Annotated in this window: 15 protein-coding genes; 5 read left to right on the top strand and 10 right to left on the bottom strand. The window is 60.3% G+C overall.

Annotation, left to right across the window (positions count from 1 at the left end; all coding sequences use genetic code 11):
* Positions 1-251 precede the first annotated feature (251 nt).
* Genes ACE1BR_RS07700 through ACE1BR_RS07725 form a run of 6 tightly spaced genes read right to left on the bottom strand, consistent with a single transcriptional unit; the run spans position 252 to position 5,079 of the window.
* A complete protein-coding gene (locus tag ACE1BR_RS07700) occupies positions 252-1,430 on the bottom strand; it encodes a hypothetical protein (RefSeq protein ID WP_374869086.1) in 1,179 nt (392 codons plus the stop codon).
* A gap of 2 nt (positions 1,431-1,432) precedes the next feature.
* The gene (locus tag ACE1BR_RS07705) at positions 1,433-2,095 is read right to left on the bottom strand and encodes a TonB family protein (RefSeq protein WP_374869088.1); all 663 of its coding nucleotides are present in this window, start codon (positions 2,093-2,095) and stop codon (positions 1,433-1,435) included.
* Positions 2,092-2,493, bottom strand: coding sequence for an ExbD/TolR family protein (locus ACE1BR_RS07710; protein ID WP_374869090.1), 402 nt, complete (start codon positions 2,491-2,493; stop codon positions 2,092-2,094). The genes ACE1BR_RS07705 and ACE1BR_RS07710 overlap by 4 nt, the downstream gene beginning before the upstream one ends.
* Positions 2,490-3,020: a MotA/TolQ/ExbB proton channel family protein gene (locus ACE1BR_RS07715; protein WP_005339367.1), complete on the bottom strand. Its 531-nt coding sequence runs from the start codon at positions 3,018-3,020 to the stop codon at positions 2,490-2,492. The genes ACE1BR_RS07710 and ACE1BR_RS07715 overlap by 4 nt, the downstream gene beginning before the upstream one ends.
* On the bottom strand, positions 3,017-4,321 hold the full coding sequence (locus ACE1BR_RS07720; RefSeq protein WP_362810120.1) for a MotA/TolQ/ExbB proton channel family protein: 1,305 nt from the start codon (positions 4,319-4,321) through the stop codon (positions 3,017-3,019). Before ACE1BR_RS07720 ends, ACE1BR_RS07715 begins: the two co-directional genes overlap by 4 nt.
* The gene (locus tag ACE1BR_RS07725) at positions 4,318-5,079 is read right to left on the bottom strand and encodes a DUF3450 domain-containing protein (protein WP_374869093.1); all 762 of its coding nucleotides are present in this window, start codon (positions 5,077-5,079) and stop codon (positions 4,318-4,320) included. Before ACE1BR_RS07725 ends, ACE1BR_RS07720 begins: the two co-directional genes overlap by 4 nt.
* A gap of 209 nt (positions 5,080-5,288) precedes the next feature.
* On the opposite strand from ACE1BR_RS07725, the gene ACE1BR_RS07730 reads away from it, so the two are divergent.
* Positions 5,289-6,065 carry a LuxR family transcriptional regulator gene (locus tag ACE1BR_RS07730; RefSeq protein WP_005357256.1) on the top strand — a complete coding sequence of 259 codons (777 nt, stop codon included), beginning with the start codon at positions 5,289-5,291 and terminating at the stop codon, positions 6,063-6,065.
* 59 nt (positions 6,066-6,124) lie between these two features.
* On the opposite strand, the gene glmS is transcribed toward ACE1BR_RS07730, so the two are convergent.
* On the bottom strand, positions 6,125-7,957 hold the full coding sequence (glmS, locus tag ACE1BR_RS07735; RefSeq protein ID WP_374869095.1) for a glutamine--fructose-6-phosphate transaminase (isomerizing): 1,833 nt from the start codon (positions 7,955-7,957) through the stop codon (positions 6,125-6,127).
* 71 nt (positions 7,958-8,028) lie between these two features.
* Positions 8,029-8,802, bottom strand: a complete 774-nt coding sequence (locus ACE1BR_RS07740; RefSeq protein ID WP_374869097.1) for a DeoR/GlpR family DNA-binding transcription regulator — start codon at positions 8,800-8,802, stop codon at positions 8,029-8,031.
* Between the two features lie 122 nt (positions 8,803-8,924).
* Here ACE1BR_RS07740 and blrA point away from each other — a divergent pair, with 122 nt between their 5' ends.
* The 4 genes from blrA to creD all read left to right on the top strand — a co-directional run bounded on the left by blrA (position 8,925) and on the right by creD (position 13,769).
* Positions 8,925-9,599 (top strand): beta-lactam response regulator transcription factor BlrA, encoded by a 675-nt coding sequence (gene blrA / locus ACE1BR_RS07745; protein WP_374869099.1) that lies wholly within the window; start codon positions 8,925-8,927, stop codon positions 9,597-9,599.
* On the top strand, positions 9,596-11,017 hold the full coding sequence (blrB, locus tag ACE1BR_RS07750) for a beta-lactam sensor histidine kinase BlrB (protein WP_374869101.1): 1,422 nt from the start codon (positions 9,596-9,598) through the stop codon (positions 11,015-11,017). The genes blrA and blrB overlap by 4 nt, the downstream gene beginning before the upstream one ends.
* A gap of 83 nt (positions 11,018-11,100) precedes the next feature.
* A complete protein-coding gene (blaOXA, locus tag ACE1BR_RS07755) occupies positions 11,101-11,895 on the top strand; it encodes an OXA-12 family class D beta-lactamase (RefSeq protein ID WP_374869103.1) in 795 nt (264 codons plus the stop codon).
* A gap of 497 nt (positions 11,896-12,392) precedes the next feature.
* Complete coding sequence (gene creD / locus ACE1BR_RS07760) at positions 12,393-13,769, top strand: cell envelope integrity protein CreD (protein WP_374869105.1); 1,377 nt, start codon at positions 12,393-12,395, stop codon at positions 13,767-13,769.
* 50 nt (positions 13,770-13,819) lie between these two features.
* Here creD and glmU read toward each other — a convergent pair whose 3' ends face one another.
* Together glmU and ACE1BR_RS07770 are read right to left on the bottom strand one after the other, a co-directional pair.
* Positions 13,820-15,181: a bifunctional UDP-N-acetylglucosamine diphosphorylase/glucosamine-1-phosphate N-acetyltransferase GlmU gene (glmU, locus tag ACE1BR_RS07765; RefSeq protein WP_374869107.1), complete on the bottom strand. Its 1,362-nt coding sequence runs from the start codon at positions 15,179-15,181 to the stop codon at positions 13,820-13,822.
* A gap of 95 nt (positions 15,182-15,276) precedes the next feature.
* On the bottom strand, positions 15,277-15,705 hold the full coding sequence (locus tag ACE1BR_RS07770) for a F0F1 ATP synthase subunit epsilon (RefSeq protein WP_184157286.1): 429 nt from the start codon (positions 15,703-15,705) through the stop codon (positions 15,277-15,279).

The raw sequence follows: 15,705 nt of genomic DNA on the forward strand, positions 1-15,705 counted from the left end.
AGAGCGTCACGCTTGTCGCGCTGAGGAGGCGCATATTACACTCCTCACTTCGAAAGTCAAGCGATTGTTTTCGCTTTTCTTTCGGCGCCTGCTTCACAATGAAGCTGGCTCATCAGTTCGGCGTGTTCCGCCGTGCTGGTAGGGGCGCATTATAGGGAGCCGCGCCGGGATGACAAGGGCTTTTTGCAAAAATGCGTTCGTTTGCTGAAAAAGCGAACTGAACGCCCCAAAACAGCCCCTTGGCATCTCTTTTACGCCGTTTTTTTGCTCAACTCTTCGCTTTGTGCCCGGATATAGTTGACCCAGCTGGTTGCCTTCTGCTGCCAGTTATCCTGTTGCTGCAGCTCGCGGGCCAGTTCCAGCGCCTGGGTATACTGCTCCTTAGTAAGGTGTGCCTGCACCAGCAACGCTTTGGCGCGATTGCCTTGCTCGCCTTTCACCGACTTGATGGCGGCGAGCTGGGTCATGGCGGCATCTGTCTTGCCCTGTTGCAGCAGCAGTTCGGCGGCACGCATGGCGGCTTTGGGCTGACCGTGCTGGTTGGCCAGCAGTTGCCAGCTATCGACCGCTTGTGACCACTCCCGGGCACCTTCCCACAATTGGGCCAGCAGTTGGCGGTTTTCAGCACTTTGCTTCATCTGTCCCCTGGCCATGGCCGCTTCCAGCAGACGGGCTCCACGATACGGGAGTCCTTGCCAGGCATAGAGGCGGATCAGCTGGTTACGAGCAGCCCCATCATCCATCAGTTTTCTGTCGATGGCGGTCTGCAGCAGCGCCAACGCCTGATCGCCACGTTGGGCCGAAAGGTTTAGCGATACCGCCTGTTGCCACCATTTGCTCTCTGTCGGCTCGTGACGGATCAGCTCGGCCGCCTGATCGGCTGCCACACTATAACGTTGCTGGGCGGTGAGGGCAGAGAGACGAATAATGGCGGCCTGCTTCTGCCAACCCTTCTTCAACAACTGTTCGCTCTGGCTGGCGGCATCACCGTACTGCTTGTTGTGGTAATAGAGGCCGGCCAGACGCAGGCGCAGTGCATCGTCTTGCTTCAGTGCCAGCGCCGCCTTGTAGCTGGCGATGGCGCCAGACCAGTTGGATTGCTGAGCCTGAATATCGCCGCGCAGTCGCAGCAGCTGGAGCTGTTGCTGCTCGGGCCACTCTTTATAGGTGAGAGCCTGCTCCACATAACGGCTCGCCTGGGCTGTCTGTTGCAGATTGGCTGCCAGCGAGGCTTGCAGCTGGGCCAGCCAGGCACGCTCGGCATCGCTATTTGGCTTGAGGCCGGATGCCTTGCTCTGGGCTTGTTGCCACTGGCCGGACTGATAGAGCTTCATCACGGGTTCAAGCTGACGGGAGAAGTGAGGACTGACCTCCATCGCCAAACAGGCGTGGCTGACCAGGGCCAACAGACAGATCCAGATCCGCAACATAGTTATGACTCCAGTTTGAATTTGAGCGTGATGACCTGCACCAGCTTGTCGGTGGCGCCCGGTCTCGGCTGATAGCGCCATTGCTTAATCGCCCCCATAGCCGCCCGCTCGAACTGACGCTTCGGCTTGGCCTCGACCACTTCCACATCCTGCACGCTACCTTCAGCATTCACGCTAAAGCGCAGGGTGACGAATCCTTCGATACCTGACTGCTGGGCACGGTAGGGATAGATCGGCTCGATCCGTTGCAGCGGCATCAGCATGTCACCGGCGCCGATACCCGCCCCCTGCGGCTGGCCGTGGTAGTTGCCACTCAATACCGGTGCTGTACTGGTCGCCACTCCGGGGGCATAGACCTGCACAGCGCTGAGGCTGGAAACCAGATCCAGACTCGGCTCAACAGCTGCCAAGGGGGCCGCTGCGGGCATCGGCAGCGGTGTCGAGGCCAATGCGGCGGGAGGCTCTGGCAGAGGTTCGGGTTCCTGCGGCACCGGACGCTCGCGCACCTGCACCTCGGTCACCTCGTTCTGCATATTGATGACGATGGGCTTCTGTTCGCGCGCCACCTTCTCGCCCCGGGGCGGTTCAACCAGGGTGGCCATGAACAGCAGGATGCCCAGACTGAGGGCGATCCCCAGCCCCAGGCTCATCAGCTTGTATTTCATTTCGGCGCCACCGCCACGGCGATATTGGCGATACCCGCCGCCCTGGCCTCATCCATCACCCGCACCACCTTGCCATGGGGCACTCGCTCGTCGGCCTGGATCACCAGGCTGGCATCGGGCTGCTCCGCCAGCAGACGGGCGATGGTGGCCTGTACCCGCTCCACATCGATCTGCTTGCGGTCGAGGAAGATCTGACCCTGAGCCCCGATCGCCAGCATGATGCTGGAAGATTTCTGCGCCTTGGCCTGACTGGCCTGGGGTCTGTGTACCTCGAGCCCGGCTTCGCGCACGAAGGAGGTGGTGACAATAAAGAAGATCAGCATGATGAACACGATATCCAGCATGGGGGTCATGTCGATCTGCACTTCGTCACGCTGGCGTTTGGATTGCCGTCTCATTGCATTACCTTCTCTTCTCGCAGGCCGTCCCGGGTCTTGGCCAGCGCACGCTTGGCCTGACTCTCGAGCCGACTGAGTAACAACACGCCGGATAGCGCCACCACCATGCCTGCCATGGTGGGGATGGTGGCGCGGGAGATCCCGCCCGCCATGCTCTCCGGGTTAAAGCGGTTGGCCGCGGCCAACGCATCGAATACGCCGATCATGCCGGTCACAGTGCCCAGCAACCCCAGCATGGGGCAGAGCACCACCAGGGTGCGGATGAAGATCAGATGACGGTTCAGTTCCAGCTCCGCCTGCGCCAGCCAGCGGCTGCGGATCGCCCGGGCGTGCCAGCTGTGGCGCTCGCTGCGCGCCTGCCAGCGGCCGAGCAGCTGTTGCTGCAACGGGCCGAAACCCAGATTGAGGTAGAGCAGCCGCTCGATCATCAAAATCCACATCAGCACCAGCAGGGCCAGAATGACCCAGAGCACCGGGCCGCCACGGCCCATGAAGCTCTGCAGCTGTTGCCAGATGTCGAGCATCATGCTGCTCGCTCCATCCCGCCGTTATTGCTCTCGGCGCGCTCGGCCAGAATACCGGCCACCTGCTGCTCCAGCACATTGGATAGCTCGGTGAAGCGCGATTGCAGCAGGCTATGGGCCAGGATCAGCGGAATGGCCGCTACCAGACCCTGTACCGTGGTGACCAGCGCCATGGAGATGCCGCCCGCCATGATCTTGGGATCGCCAGTACCAAACTGGGTGATGGCCTGGAAGGTGCCGATCATCCCGGTCACGGTGCCGAGCAGACCCAACATGGGGGCGATGGCTGCGATCACCTTGACCATGCCGATGCCACGCTCCATGCGAGGGGTCTCCTGCAGGATTGCCTCATCAAGACGCAGCTCGAGGGTCTCCATGCTCAGCTCGGGGTGTTTGTCCGCCACCGTCAGCACCCGGCCGAGGGCATTGTCTGCATGGTACTCGCCACTCTTGAGCTGGCGACGAACCCGACCCAGCTCACGAGAGAGGCTCCACAGCCGTACCGCTGCGATCCCCAAGCCGATGGCAGCCAGCAGCACGATAATGGCGCCAACCTGACCACCTTGTTGTACCTGCTGCCAGAAGGTGGGCGCCTGCGCCAGCATCGCCAGCAGAGCGCCATGAGAAGGATCCAGCGGCAGCGCTTCCCCTTCCTGACCCTGATAAGCGGCAACGGCAGAAAGCACGCTACCGGGCAGACCCAAGACTGGACTCAAGCCCTCGGCGGTCGGTTGCAGGAAGCCGTCGCTCTCCAGCAGGGCAAAGCTGCCAACCCGGGTCAGCGACTGATCGCTGGCAGCCCCCTGGGCATCGAGCACCTTGCCGTTGAACTGGGCAATCCGGCCAGATTCGCGGATCTCCTGCAACAGAGTGGCGGGCAGCAGGGCAAGGGCGGCGCGATCCGGCACCTGTTTATCCTGTGCCATGGCCTTTAGCGGGGCGAGACGCTCCGGGTACTGGCCCTCGACTGCGGATTCGCTCAGCAGCTTGACTGCATCGCTGGCGCCCTGACGGGTGACCGCGAAGATCTCGTTCATGTCGCCGGAGGCTTGCTCCCACCGGGCGTTGAGTTCGACCAGCTGCTTCTCGTTGCTGGCGAACTGGCCGGCCAGCTCCTTGCTCAGGCGCTGGGCCTCGGCCAGTCTGGCGCGGGCAGTGCCGAGCTCCTTGGCAACGGTCGCCAGATCTTGCTGAGCCTGCTGTTCGCGAGCCTGTTCCTGCTGCTGCCACTCATCGGCGACAGCGGCGTTGGCACCGCAGGAGAGGGCAATAAGGAGGGGGAACCACTTCATGGTGACTCTCATGATTGGGCCTCCTGACTACGGCTGACAGAGAGGGGGACGTTGAGCAACTGGGGAACCTTCTTGTCAGCGGCCACATCCATCGCCTCGGCGATGGGGGAGAGCCACTGGCTGTCGAGGGCTTGCCACTGCTTCGCCTCGGCAGACCAGCGCCATGCCTGACTGCGATCGGCAGTCATCGCCAGCAGGGAGACACGGCCCAGCGCCAGCACATCGACCCGACGCGGAGCACCATCCAGCTCCAGCTCGGCGGAATAGCTGTCCATCCGGCTGCCGTACTCGGCTTCAATCTGATAGGCCTGCAGCAGCTGACGGAATTTCTCTGCCTCGCTAACGTCTGCACGAGCCAGGGTCGCTTTCAACTGTTCAACCCGCGCCAAACGATCTTCCTTGCGCAGCGGGATGTCATTTTGCACCAGCTGTTCCAGATCTGCCTGCATCTGCAACATCAGCGGAATCAAACCCTGGCGGGTCTCTTGCACAGCTTCCAGCTGCTGGCTCATTTTGCCCAGCTCATTTTGCTGATCGGCCACCAGAGATTGCATGTAGCGGTTGTAGGCTTCGAGGTCGCGCAGTTGCAGCTGGGCATTTTGTAGCTCCAGTCGCGCGGCAACGGCGGCATCGGCGGCTTTTTCCACCCGCAGTTGGGAAGCTTTCCCGGCAGCTATGCTGTTCTTGAGGGCGGGAGCAACCAGCTCATCCCCGATGGCAGCAAAGTGGACTGACAGTGGCAGCAGGGCCACACCCCATAACTTGTTCATTGAAATACATCTTATTAATGATAACTATTATCATTATCTCAAATGCAACGCAGACTGGCAACGAGAGGATTTCCTTGGCCTTTATGCACAAAAACAGGATAATTTTTAGACACGCACGGAATAAATGGCGCCAATAGCCACCACACAAATATAAATAACGAGAAAAATCTTTTCGATCAGTGTGATAGAGATCGAAAAAGGAGAAAGTCATGCTCAACGATGCGATCTGGGAACATATAGACAAGTTCACCAAGGCAACAAAAACCAGCGACATCCAGCAATTGCTTGAGCGCTTCAGTCATCAAATGGGCTTTGATTACTTCCGACTGCTGATTATTTTCCCCATCAGCATGCAAAAATCCCACGTAGCACTGTTCAACAACTGTCCGACCACCTGGTTCGACGCTTATAGCGAAAATCAGTATCTGACCCAGGATCCGGTAGTCTATCTGGGGCTGAAACAGACCCAGCCGATCTTCTGGAACAAGCTAGACTGCGACTCTCCCTGGCTACCCAGCGCCAGCCGCGACGTGATGAATCTGGCAGCCGATTTCGGGGTACGCAATGGCGTCTCCTTTCCGCTCCATACTCCGCAGGGAGAACACGGCATCCTCTCCTTCATCACCAAGGAGAAGTCCAACTCCGACCTGATGTTTGAAAATGTCCCGCTGCTCTCATTTTGTGCCAGCTACATCTTCAATTCAGCGCTGCAACTGATCAAAAGCCGACCGGACATGATGAAATACCTGACCGAGCTGTCGGACCGGGAGAAGGAGTGCCTGTTCTGGGCCAGCGAGGGCAAGACCTCCTGGGAGATCGCCACCATCCTCGGCATCAGTGAACGGACGGTCAACTTTCACCTGACCCAGGTGACCAACAAGACCGATTCGAAGAACCGCAGTCAGGCCATCGCCAAAGGGATCACCAGCGGCATCATAGTGCCCTCCCTCGACGAGGTGACCATCACCAACCTGCGCCTCTCCTGAGCGGAGGCCAGTAACAAAAAGAGCCGCAATTGCGGCTCTTTTTTATCTCTGACAGCGACTTACTCGACAGTCACCGATTTTGCCAGGTTGCGCGGCTGATCCACGTCGGTGCCCTTGATGAGGGCAACGTGGTAGGAGAGCAGCTGCAGCGGCACGGTATAGACGATGGGGGCGATCACCTCTTCCACATGGTTGAGGTTCATGACCCGCATGGTCTCGTCGCTCTTGAAGCCGGTATCGGCATCGGCGAAGACGTAGAGGATACCGCCACGGGCGCGCACCTCTTCCACGTTGGACTTCAGCTTCTCCAGCAGATCGTTGTTCGGCGCCACCACAATGATGGGCATCTCGGCATCGATCAGCGCCAGCGGGCCGTGCTTCAGTTCACCTGCGGCATAGGCTTCGGCGTGGATGTAGGAGATCTCTTTGAGCTTGAGCGCACCTTCCATGGCGATAGGGTACTGGCTGCCACGACCGAGGAACAGGCTGTGCTGCTTGTCGGCAAACTCTTCGGCCAGGGTTTCGATATCCTTGGCCAGCGCCAGGCTCTCCTTGATGCGCTGAGGCAGGGCGTGGAGCGCCTTGACCAACTCGGCCTCGGCAGCCGCACTCAGATTGCCACGGCAGTGACCGACCGAGGCCACCAGCATCAGCAGGCCAGCCAGTTGGGTGGTGAATGCCTTGGTAGAGGCAACACCGATCTCGGCACCGGCACGGGTCATAAAGGCCAACGCCGACTCACGCACCAGCGAGGAACCCGGTACGTTGCAGATGGCCAGCGAGCTCATGTAACCGGACTCCTTGGCCAGACGCAGAGCGGCCAGAGTATCGGCGGTCTCACCGCTCTGGGAGAGGGTGATCAGCAGGCTGTTGGGACGCACCACGGATTTGCGGTAGCGGAATTCAGAGGCGATCTCTACATCGCAGGAGACGCCAGCGATCTCTTCAAACCAGTAGCGGGCGACCATGCCGGAGTGGTAGGAGGTGCCGCAGGCGACGATCTGCACATGCTCCACCTTTTCGAAGATGGCGCGCGCGCCGTTGCCGAACGATTCGACCACCACATGATCGCTGCCCAGACGCCCTTCCAGCGTGTTGGTGATGGCTTTGGGCTGCTCGTGGATCTCTTTGAGCATGTAGTGACGGTATTCGCCCTTGTCACCGGCATCGTGGGAGATATCGGACTCTTTCTCTTCACGCTCAACCGGGTTGCCGGTTACGTCGAAAATGTGCACGTCGCGGCGAGTCACTTCGGCTACATCGCCCTCTTCCAGGAAGAGGAAGCGACGGGTGACCGGCAGCAGGGCCAGCTGGTCGGAAGCGATGAAATTTTCACCGATACCGCGGCCAATCACCAACGGCGAGCCGGAGCGGGCAACCACCACACGGCTGTCATCACGGCTGTCCATCACCACGGTACCGTAGGCGCCGCGCAGCTGCTTCACCGCCTTTTGCATGGCAGCCAGCAGGGAGCCGGCGGATTTCAGCTCGTGGTGCACCAGATGGGCGATCACCTCGGTGTCGGTATCCGAGTTGAACTCGTAACCCAGACCCTTGAGCGTTTCACGCAGCTCTTCGTGGTTCTCGATGATGCCGTTGTGTACTACCACGATATGGTCGGAGACGTGGGGATGGGCGTTGCGCTCGGAGGGCTCGCCATGGGTGGCCCAACGGGTGTGGGCGATGCCGGTACCGCCGTGGACGGACTGCTCGTCGAGCGCCTTGGCCAGCTCGGCCACCTTGCCCAGACGGCGTACCCGCTGCAGCGGCTGGCTGGCACTGAACACCGCCACACCGGCGGAGTCGTAACCGCGGTACTCGAGGCGGCGTAGCCCCTCTACCAGAATTTCAGCCACATCACGTTGGGCGACTGCCCCGACGATGCCACACATACACTTCTCCTTGAGATGCAAATCGTAAATTCAGTTGGATGGTTCAGACCACTCAGCCAGCAAGCGGGCTGTCAGTTACTGACGGGGGCACAGATAAGTGTCACCCCTTGGGCTTGAATCTGTTCTCTGGCCTCACTGGCCAGCCCCTCGTCGGTCACCAGGGTATGGATGCTTGACCAGGGCAGTTCGAGATTGGGGATCTTGCGGCCGATCTTCTCCGACTCGACCATGACGATAACTTCCCGCGACACCTCGGCCATCACCCGTGACAGTCCCACCAGCTCGTTGAAGGTAGTGGTGCCGCGCTCCGGGTCGATGCCGTCGGCACCGATAAAAAGTTGGTCGAAGTCATAGGATCGCAGCACCTGTTCAGCCACCTGACCCTGAAAGGATTCGGAATGGGGATCCCAGGTACCGCCGGTCATCAGCAGGGTGGGCTCGTTCTCCAGCTCGCGCAGGGCGCCCGCCACGTTGAGGGAATTGGTCATCACGATGAGGCCGCGCTTGTTGCCGAGCAGCGGGATCATGGCGCTGGTAGTGCTGCCGCTGTCGATGATGACGCGGTTGTGGTCACGCAACCGCTCCGCCGCCGCACGGGCAATCGCTAACTTTCGATTCGAAACTTGTTCCGGGTTCGACTCCACTACCATCTCGGAGGGGAGGGGGACGGCACCACCGTAGCGGCGCAGCAGCAGACCACCGGTCTCCAGCACCGCCAGATCTTTACGGATGGTCACTTCAGAGGTAGAAAAGTGCTTGGCGAGGGCATCGACACTCACTTCCCCCTGCTCTTGTACCAGGGTGACTATGGTGTGACGGCGCTGCTGAGTATTACGTTTGGTCATTTTTAAGTTTCGATTCGAAAGAACATCGAAATGTTAACGCCTTTTTCGGAAAAATAAAACAGCAAATAGGATCCGATTTGGTTCGATGCCAGAATGAGGAGCCGATTTGCGACGAGGATGCCATGCAAAAGAGAGTTATCTGGCTGGTGGAAGATGAGGCCAGCATCGCCGATACCCTGATTTACGCCCTGCAGACCGATGGGTTCGAGGTAGAGTGGTTCACTCTGGGCCAGCAGCTGCTAAGCCGGTTAGCCCAGAGCCGGCCCGACTTTCTGATCCTTGACGTGGGACTGCCCGACATCAGTGGCTTCGAACTTTGCAAACAGGTGAGGGAGCTGACCGATATTCCCCTGATGTTCCTCACCGCCCGCAGCGAGGAGATAGATCGGCTGATTGGGCTGGAGATCGGTGCCGACGACTATGTGGCCAAACCCTTCTCGCCACGGGAGGTGTGTGCCCGGGTGCGGGTTATTCTGCGCCGTAGCCAACCCGTTGCCCCCCAACCCAGCGCCCTGCTGGTGCTGGATGAGGAGCGGGCCCGCATCCATTTTCACGGCCAGCCGCTGGCACTCACCCGCTACGAATATCTGCTGCTCAAGACCCTGATGCTGGCGCCGGGCCGGGTCTACTCCCGCCAGCAGCTGATGGATCTGGTGTGGCAGGATGCCGAAGAGAGTCTGGATCGCACCGTCGATACCCATATCAAGACAATTCGCGCCAAGCTGCGCGAACATGATCCCGAGGCCAACCTGATCCTCACCCATCGCGGACTGGGCTACAGCCTGGAGCTGGCATGAGACTAGGACTGCAACTGCTGTGCGGGCTGCTGCTGATCTTCGCGCTGGCCGCCTGGTTCGTGCTGGAGATCTTCGTCGAGGAGATCAAACCCGGGGTGCGCAGCGCCACCGAGGATACTCTGGTGGACATGACCCAGCTGCTGGCGCCACTGGCGCTCGATGATCTGCAAGAGGGCAATATGATGAACGGGCGGCTGGCCAGCGCCTTCGCCCGTCTCAACCAGAAACCCATCAATGCGATGATCGACGGCCACCTCAAACAGCAGGCGGAGTACCGCATCTATGTGACTGATCGGCAAGGGATGGTGATTTACGACTCGGACGGTACCGATCTGGGCAAGGACTATTCGCGCTGGAACGATGTCTACCGCACCCTGCGCGGCCAGTATGGCGCCCGCAGCACCCGCACCGATCCCGATGATGCCACCAGCTCGACCATGTATGTGGCGGCACCGCTGCGGGAAGGAGCCCAAATAATCGGCTCCCTCACCGTCGCCAAACCCAACCGCACCCTGATGCCCGCTATCGAGCGGGGGGAACAAGAGCTGCTGCGGGCCGGCGGCCAGATGCTGCTTATCTCGCTGCTGATCGGCAGCCTGCTGGTGTGGTGGCTAAACCGCTCTATCGGCAAGCTGGTGCACTACGCCGACTCGGTCAGCAAGGGGGAGGCGGCAACCCTGCCAAGGCTGCACACCGTTGAACTGGATCGGCTCGGCCGCTCGCTGGAGACCATGCGCCACCAGCTCGATGGCAAGAGCTACATCGAGGACTACGTCCATAGCCTGACCCACGAGCTGAAAAGCCCGCTGGCCGCCATTCGCGGGGCAGGGGAGATCCTGGCCGAAACGCCGCCGCCCGAGGTGGCCAAACGGTTTATCGGCAACATCAATCTGGAAACTGCCCGCATGCAGCAGCTGATCGAGCGAATGCTGCAACTGGCACGGCTGGAGTCGGGGCAGGGGCTGGATCGCCAGTCGGTGGAACCGGCAAAACTGGGCAAGCGCACCCTCGACGCCCGCCAAATCATTGCCCAGCGCCGTCAGATCGAGTTGGTGGCCGATCTGGCCAGCGCACCGAAACAGAAGTGGGACCCGCTGCTGGTAGAGCAGGCCATCGGCAACCTGTTGGACAACGCCATCGACTTTTCACCGGCAGGTGCCAGCGTCACTCTCAGCGGCACCCAGCAGGAGGAGGGGTACTGTTTCCGGGTCACCGACTGCGGCCCCGGTATTCCGGACTACGCCCTGCCACGCATCTTTGAGCGCTTCTACTCCCTGCCACGGCCGGACAAGGGCAAGAGCAGCGGCCTCGGGCTCAGTTTCGCCCATGAGGTGGCCCACCAGCATGGTGGTCGCCTGACCCTGGCCAATCGGCCGGAAGGTGGCGCATTGGCGGAACTCTGGCTGCCATTCGCCTAGTAACCTCCCCACAACTTCACATTTACCACACAGAGCGGCGCTATCCTGTCGCTCTTTCACTTATCAACCCAAGGAATCGCCCCATGTCTCGCCTGCTTCTCTCCAGCCTGCTGGCTACCGGTCTGCTCTGCGCAGTGCCGGCCTCCGCCGCCAGCGGCTGTTTTCTCTATGCCGATGGCAACGGTCAAACCCTCTCCAGCGAAGGGGACTGCTCCAGCCAGCTGCCACCCGCATCCACCTTCAAGATCCCGCTGGCACTGATGGGCTATGACAGCGGCTTTCTGGTGGATGAAGAGCATCCGGCACTGCCCTTCAAACCGGGTTACGACGACTGGCTGCCCGCCTGGCGCGAAACCACTACCCCGCGCCGCTGGGAAACCTACTCGGTGGTCTGGTTCTCCCAGCAGATTACCGAATGGCTGGGGATGGAGCGTTTCCAGCAGTACGTCGACCGCTTCGACTATGGCAACCGGGATCTCTCCGGCAATCCGGGCAAGCATGACGGTCTGACTCAGGCCTGGCTCAGTTCCAGCCTCGCCATCAGTCCACAGGAGCAGGCCCGCTTCCTCGGCAAGATGGTGAGCGGCAAGCTACCGGTCTCGGCGCAAACCCTGCAGTACACCGCCAATATCCTCAAGGTGAGCGAGATCGACGGCTGGCAGATCCACGGCAAGACCGGCATGGGCTACCCGAAAAAGCTGGATGGCAGCCTCAACCGCGATCAGCAGATCGGCTGGTTCGTCGGCTGGGCCAGCAAACCGGGCAAGCAGCTGATCTTCGTCCATACCGTGGTGCAGAAACCGGGCAAGCAGTTCGCCTCCCTTAAGGCGAAAGAAGAGGTGCTGGCCGCCCTGCCCGAGAAGCTCAAAACCCTGTAATACCCAAACCATTAAACATGTGATCGTGCTTATCCCACACCGTCAGAGGAGGGTTGCCGAGATGTCGACATTCACTCCTCGTCGGGGTGACGGAGTCTTTAATGTGATGGGTATGGTCAGGCTGCGCAGATCGGACCGACGGCCCTGCGAGAGGCTGCCGGTTGGCAGCTCGCTGCCCGTGGTGATTTTTGCAAAAAATGACCTAATAGTTTTTTGGCTGTCGCACCAGTGAAACAATCCAACCTGCGGCTGGCCAGCAGGGCGGCCACCCACGGCCGATACCCCCTTTGCATCGACCGCCCGATCACCCTGTCGCGAGCAGACAAACGAGAAAGGACGTAGGGTGCACGAAGCGAAGCGCATTGCACCGGCAACCTCGGGGATCCAATAACGGTGCAATGGCGGTTTTTTTATCCCCTTCACCGCCACTTCACACAAGCTCATCCCCCCTTCACGCCGGGCTGACAGACTCGCTCCATCCAACAAGGAGACGTGTCATGGTCAAACAGATATTCACCCATAAGATCTTTCTGCTGCTGTTGCTCAGCCTGCTATTGATGGTGCCGGTGCAATCCATCATGGAGCTGAACCGGGAGCGGCAGATTTACCGCAATCAGGCGATCCAGAGCATCATGGCCAGCAGCAGTGGCCCGCAACGGCTGATGGGGCCGGTTATCGTGCAGCCCTATACCCGTTCGGTGACGGTCGAACAGGAGGGCAAGCACTTCGTCCGCCAAGAACAACTCTACCGCTACCTGCTGCCGGAGCAGCTGGATATCAAAGCCAACATGGAGGTCACCCCGCGCAAGCTGGGCATCTATCAGGCGCAGGTCTACCAGACCCGACTCACCCTCTCGGGCCGCCTGCCTACCCGACAGAATCTGCTGGATAATGCGAACCCACTGCTTGATGAAGCGGCTGAGCTGGTGGCGGGCAAACCCTACCTGAGCCTGGTGCTCTCCGATGCTCGCGGTATCAACAGCGTCCCCGAATTGCTACTCGGCACCCAGCGGATTCCGTTTGCCCCCGGCGCCCGCCTCGGTGACACGCTGGCGGGTATCCATGCCCCGCTCGACAACCTTCCCCAGCAGGATGGCACCTTTCATCTGGAGCTCAATCTGCAGGGGATGAACGCCCTCGACATAGTGCCGCTGGGCAAGGAGAGCACCCTGTTGCTGGCTGGAAACTGGCCCCATCCCAACTTTATCGGCGACTTTCTGCCGGGCAGTCGCACCCTGAGCCAACAAGGGTTTGAGGCCAACTGGCAAACCAGCTGGTTTGCCAGCGACATGGAGACCCGCTTCAACCGGGCGATAAACGGCGGGGATGGGGTGCTGCCGACTTTCAGCGTCAGTCTGGTGCAACCGGTGGATCACTATCAGCTCAACGAGCGGGCGGCCAAATATGCCCTGCTGTTTATCGGCCTCACCTTTATCAGCTTCTTCATGTTCGAGCTGCTCAAGGGGCTACGGGTCCACCCGATCCAGTACGCGCTGGTGGGCATGGGGCTGGCCATCTTCTATCTGGTACTGCTGGCGCTGACCGAGCACCTCGGCTTTGGCTGGGCCTATCTGGTCGCCGCACTGGCCAGCGTACTGCTCAACGGCTTCTATCTAAGCCATGTGCTGGGCGGCCCGAAGCAGGGGATCGGCTTCGCGGCACTACTCGGGCTGGTCTATGCCATCCTCTACAGCCTGTTACAGGCCGAAGAGATCGCCTTGCTGCTTGGCGCCCTGCTGTTGTTCACCACCCTGGCGCTGATCATGCTGCTGACCCGCAAGCTGGACTGGTATCAGGTGATGGACTACAGAGCCCCCACCACCTCATGGGCAGCACCCCAGCCAGCGACCGGTGACACCGACCATCAGCCATAACCAAAAAAACAGGCGCCATAAGGCGCCGGTTCTATTTTATTGATCGGGCATCACTTCTTTTTGACCGGACGAGCCCAGTTCTGGATGTGACGCTGGGGCACCCGGGTGATCACCAGCTCGTTTTCGGCCACATCCCTGGTGATGGTGGAACCCGCCCCCAGAGTAGCCCCCTTGCCAATGCGCACCGGCGCCACCAGCTGGGTATCGGAACCGACAAACACATCATCCTCGATGATGGTCTGGAACTTGTTCACGCCGTCGTAGTTGCAGGTGATGGTACCGGCACCGATATTCACCTTGGCACCAACCTCTGCATCTCCCAGATAGGTGAGGTGACCACACTTGGAACCAACCCCCAGACGGGCCTTCTTCATCTCGACGAAGTTGCCGACATGGGCATCCTGCTCCAGCACTGCGCCCGGGCGCAGACGGGCAAACGGGCCGACCGAGCACTGATCCGCCACCTGAGCCCCTTCAACGATGGAGTAGGGCTTCACTTCGGTGTGATCGCCAATGACGCAATCCTTCAGCACGGCACCGGCACCGATACGGACGTGGTTGCCGAGGGTTACCTTGCCTTCGATGATGACGTTGACGTCGATCACCACCTCTTCACCGATCTCGAGGGTTCCGCGCAGATCGAAGCGGGCCGGGTCGATCAGGGTAGCACCGGCGATCATCAGCTTCTCGGCCTGCATCTGCTGGTAGCTGCGCTCAAGGGCAGCCAGCTGGACCCGGTTGTTGGCCCCTTCCACCTCGGCGGCACGCTCCGGATGGACCGCCGCAATCGGGCAACCATCGCCGTGCGCCATGGCGATCACGTCGGTCAGATAGAACTCACCCTGAGCATTTTTGTTATCCAGACGGGAGAGCCAGCTGCGCAGCTGACCGCCGTTGGCTACCAGCACGCCGGTGTTCACTTCGCGGATGGTCAGCTGCTCGGCGTTGGCATCTTTCTGCTCGATGATACCGACCACCTGACCATTTTCCCGGACGATGCGGCCATAGCCGGTCGGGTTATCCAGCACCACGGTCAGCAGTGCCATGCCATCGCTGGCCTTGGCAGCCAGCAGTCGTTGCAGGGTCTCAGGCTGGATCAGCGGGGTATCGCCGTACAGCACCAGCACGTCGTCTTCATCCTGCCAGAACGGGATGGCCTGGGCGACGGCGTGACCGGTTCCCAGCTGCTGCGCCTGCAACACCCAGTTCACGTCGGCGGCCACGATCCGCTCTTTCAGCAGCTCGGCACCGTGACCATAGACCAGATGAAGCTGCTCGGCGCCGACCTGACGGGCGGTATCGATCACATGGGAAACCATGGGTTTGTTGGCTACCGGGTGCAGTACCTTGGGCAGAACGGAACGCATGCGGGTACCTTTACCCGCCGCCAGGATCACGACGTTGAGAGACATGACTTCGACCTTGAACTTGTGTGGAAATACTCGGCGGAGTCTATCGAACGGGTAAAAAAAAAGCGACCCGAAGGTCGCTTTTTACATCACCGTTATTAGCGGTAATTCTTTTTGACGATATCGATGACTCGCAGTTGAGCCATCGCCTTGGCCAGCTCGGTGGCGGCCTGGGCGTAGTCGATATCACCATGGGAGCTGTGGATCCGCTCTTCGGCTGCACGCTTGGCTTCCTGGGCTTTCGCCTCATCCAAGTCGTCAGCACGAATCGCGGTGTCCGCCAGCACGGTCACGGATTCAGGTTGTACTTCCAGCATGCCGCCGGAGATGTACAGCACCTCTTCAGTTCCGTTCTGCTTCATCAAGCGGACCAGGCCCGGCTTGATGGCAGTCAGCAACGGAGCATGACCGTGGCGGAGACCCAACTCACCTTCGGAGCCTGATACCTGAGCAGTTTGCACGCGGCCGGAAAACAGTTTTCCTTCGGCGCTCACCACATCCAGGTGAAAGGAGATCATCTCTGCCAT

Source organism: Aeromonas sp. MdU4, from assembly GCF_041929505.1.
In the GTDB taxonomy this organism is placed as follows: domain Bacteria; phylum Pseudomonadota; class Gammaproteobacteria; order Enterobacterales; family Aeromonadaceae; genus Aeromonas.

Coding starts and splice junctions, on each gene's coding strand:
- ACE1BR_RS07700 (WP_374869086.1), bottom strand. CDS start 1,430: ATGTTGCGGATCTGGATCTGTCTGTTGGCCCTGGTCAGCCACGCCTGT.
- ACE1BR_RS07705 (WP_374869088.1), bottom strand. CDS start 2,095: ATGAAATACAAGCTGATGAGCCTGGGGCTGGGGATCGCCCTCAGTCTG.
- ACE1BR_RS07710 (WP_374869090.1), bottom strand. CDS start 2,493: ATGAGACGGCAATCCAAACGCCAGCGTGACGAAGTGCAGATCGACATG.
- ACE1BR_RS07715 (WP_005339367.1), bottom strand. CDS start 3,020: ATGATGCTCGACATCTGGCAACAGCTGCAGAGCTTCATGGGCCGTGGC.
- ACE1BR_RS07720 (WP_362810120.1), bottom strand. CDS start 4,321: ATGAGAGTCACCATGAAGTGGTTCCCCCTCCTTATTGCCCTCTCCTGC.
- ACE1BR_RS07725 (WP_374869093.1), bottom strand. CDS start 5,079: ATGAACAAGTTATGGGGTGTGGCCCTGCTGCCACTGTCAGTCCACTTT.
- ACE1BR_RS07730 (WP_005357256.1), top strand. CDS start 5,289: ATGCTCAACGATGCGATCTGGGAACATATAGACAAGTTCACCAAGGCA.
- glmS (WP_374869095.1), bottom strand. CDS start 7,957: ATGTGTGGCATCGTCGGGGCAGTCGCCCAACGTGATGTGGCTGAAATT.
- ACE1BR_RS07740 (WP_374869097.1), bottom strand. CDS start 8,802: ATGACCAAACGTAATACTCAGCAGCGCCGTCACACCATAGTCACCCTG.
- blrA (WP_374869099.1), top strand. CDS start 8,925: ATGCAAAAGAGAGTTATCTGGCTGGTGGAAGATGAGGCCAGCATCGCC.
- blrB (WP_374869101.1), top strand. CDS start 9,596: ATGAGACTAGGACTGCAACTGCTGTGCGGGCTGCTGCTGATCTTCGCG.
- blaOXA (WP_374869103.1), top strand. CDS start 11,101: ATGTCTCGCCTGCTTCTCTCCAGCCTGCTGGCTACCGGTCTGCTCTGC.
- creD (WP_374869105.1), top strand. CDS start 12,393: ATGGTCAAACAGATATTCACCCATAAGATCTTTCTGCTGCTGTTGCTC.
- glmU (WP_374869107.1), bottom strand. CDS start 15,181: ATGTCTCTCAACGTCGTGATCCTGGCGGCGGGTAAAGGTACCCGCATG.
- ACE1BR_RS07770 (WP_184157286.1), bottom strand. CDS start 15,705: ATGGCAGAGATGATCTCCTTTCACCTGGATGTGGTGAGCGCCGAAGGA.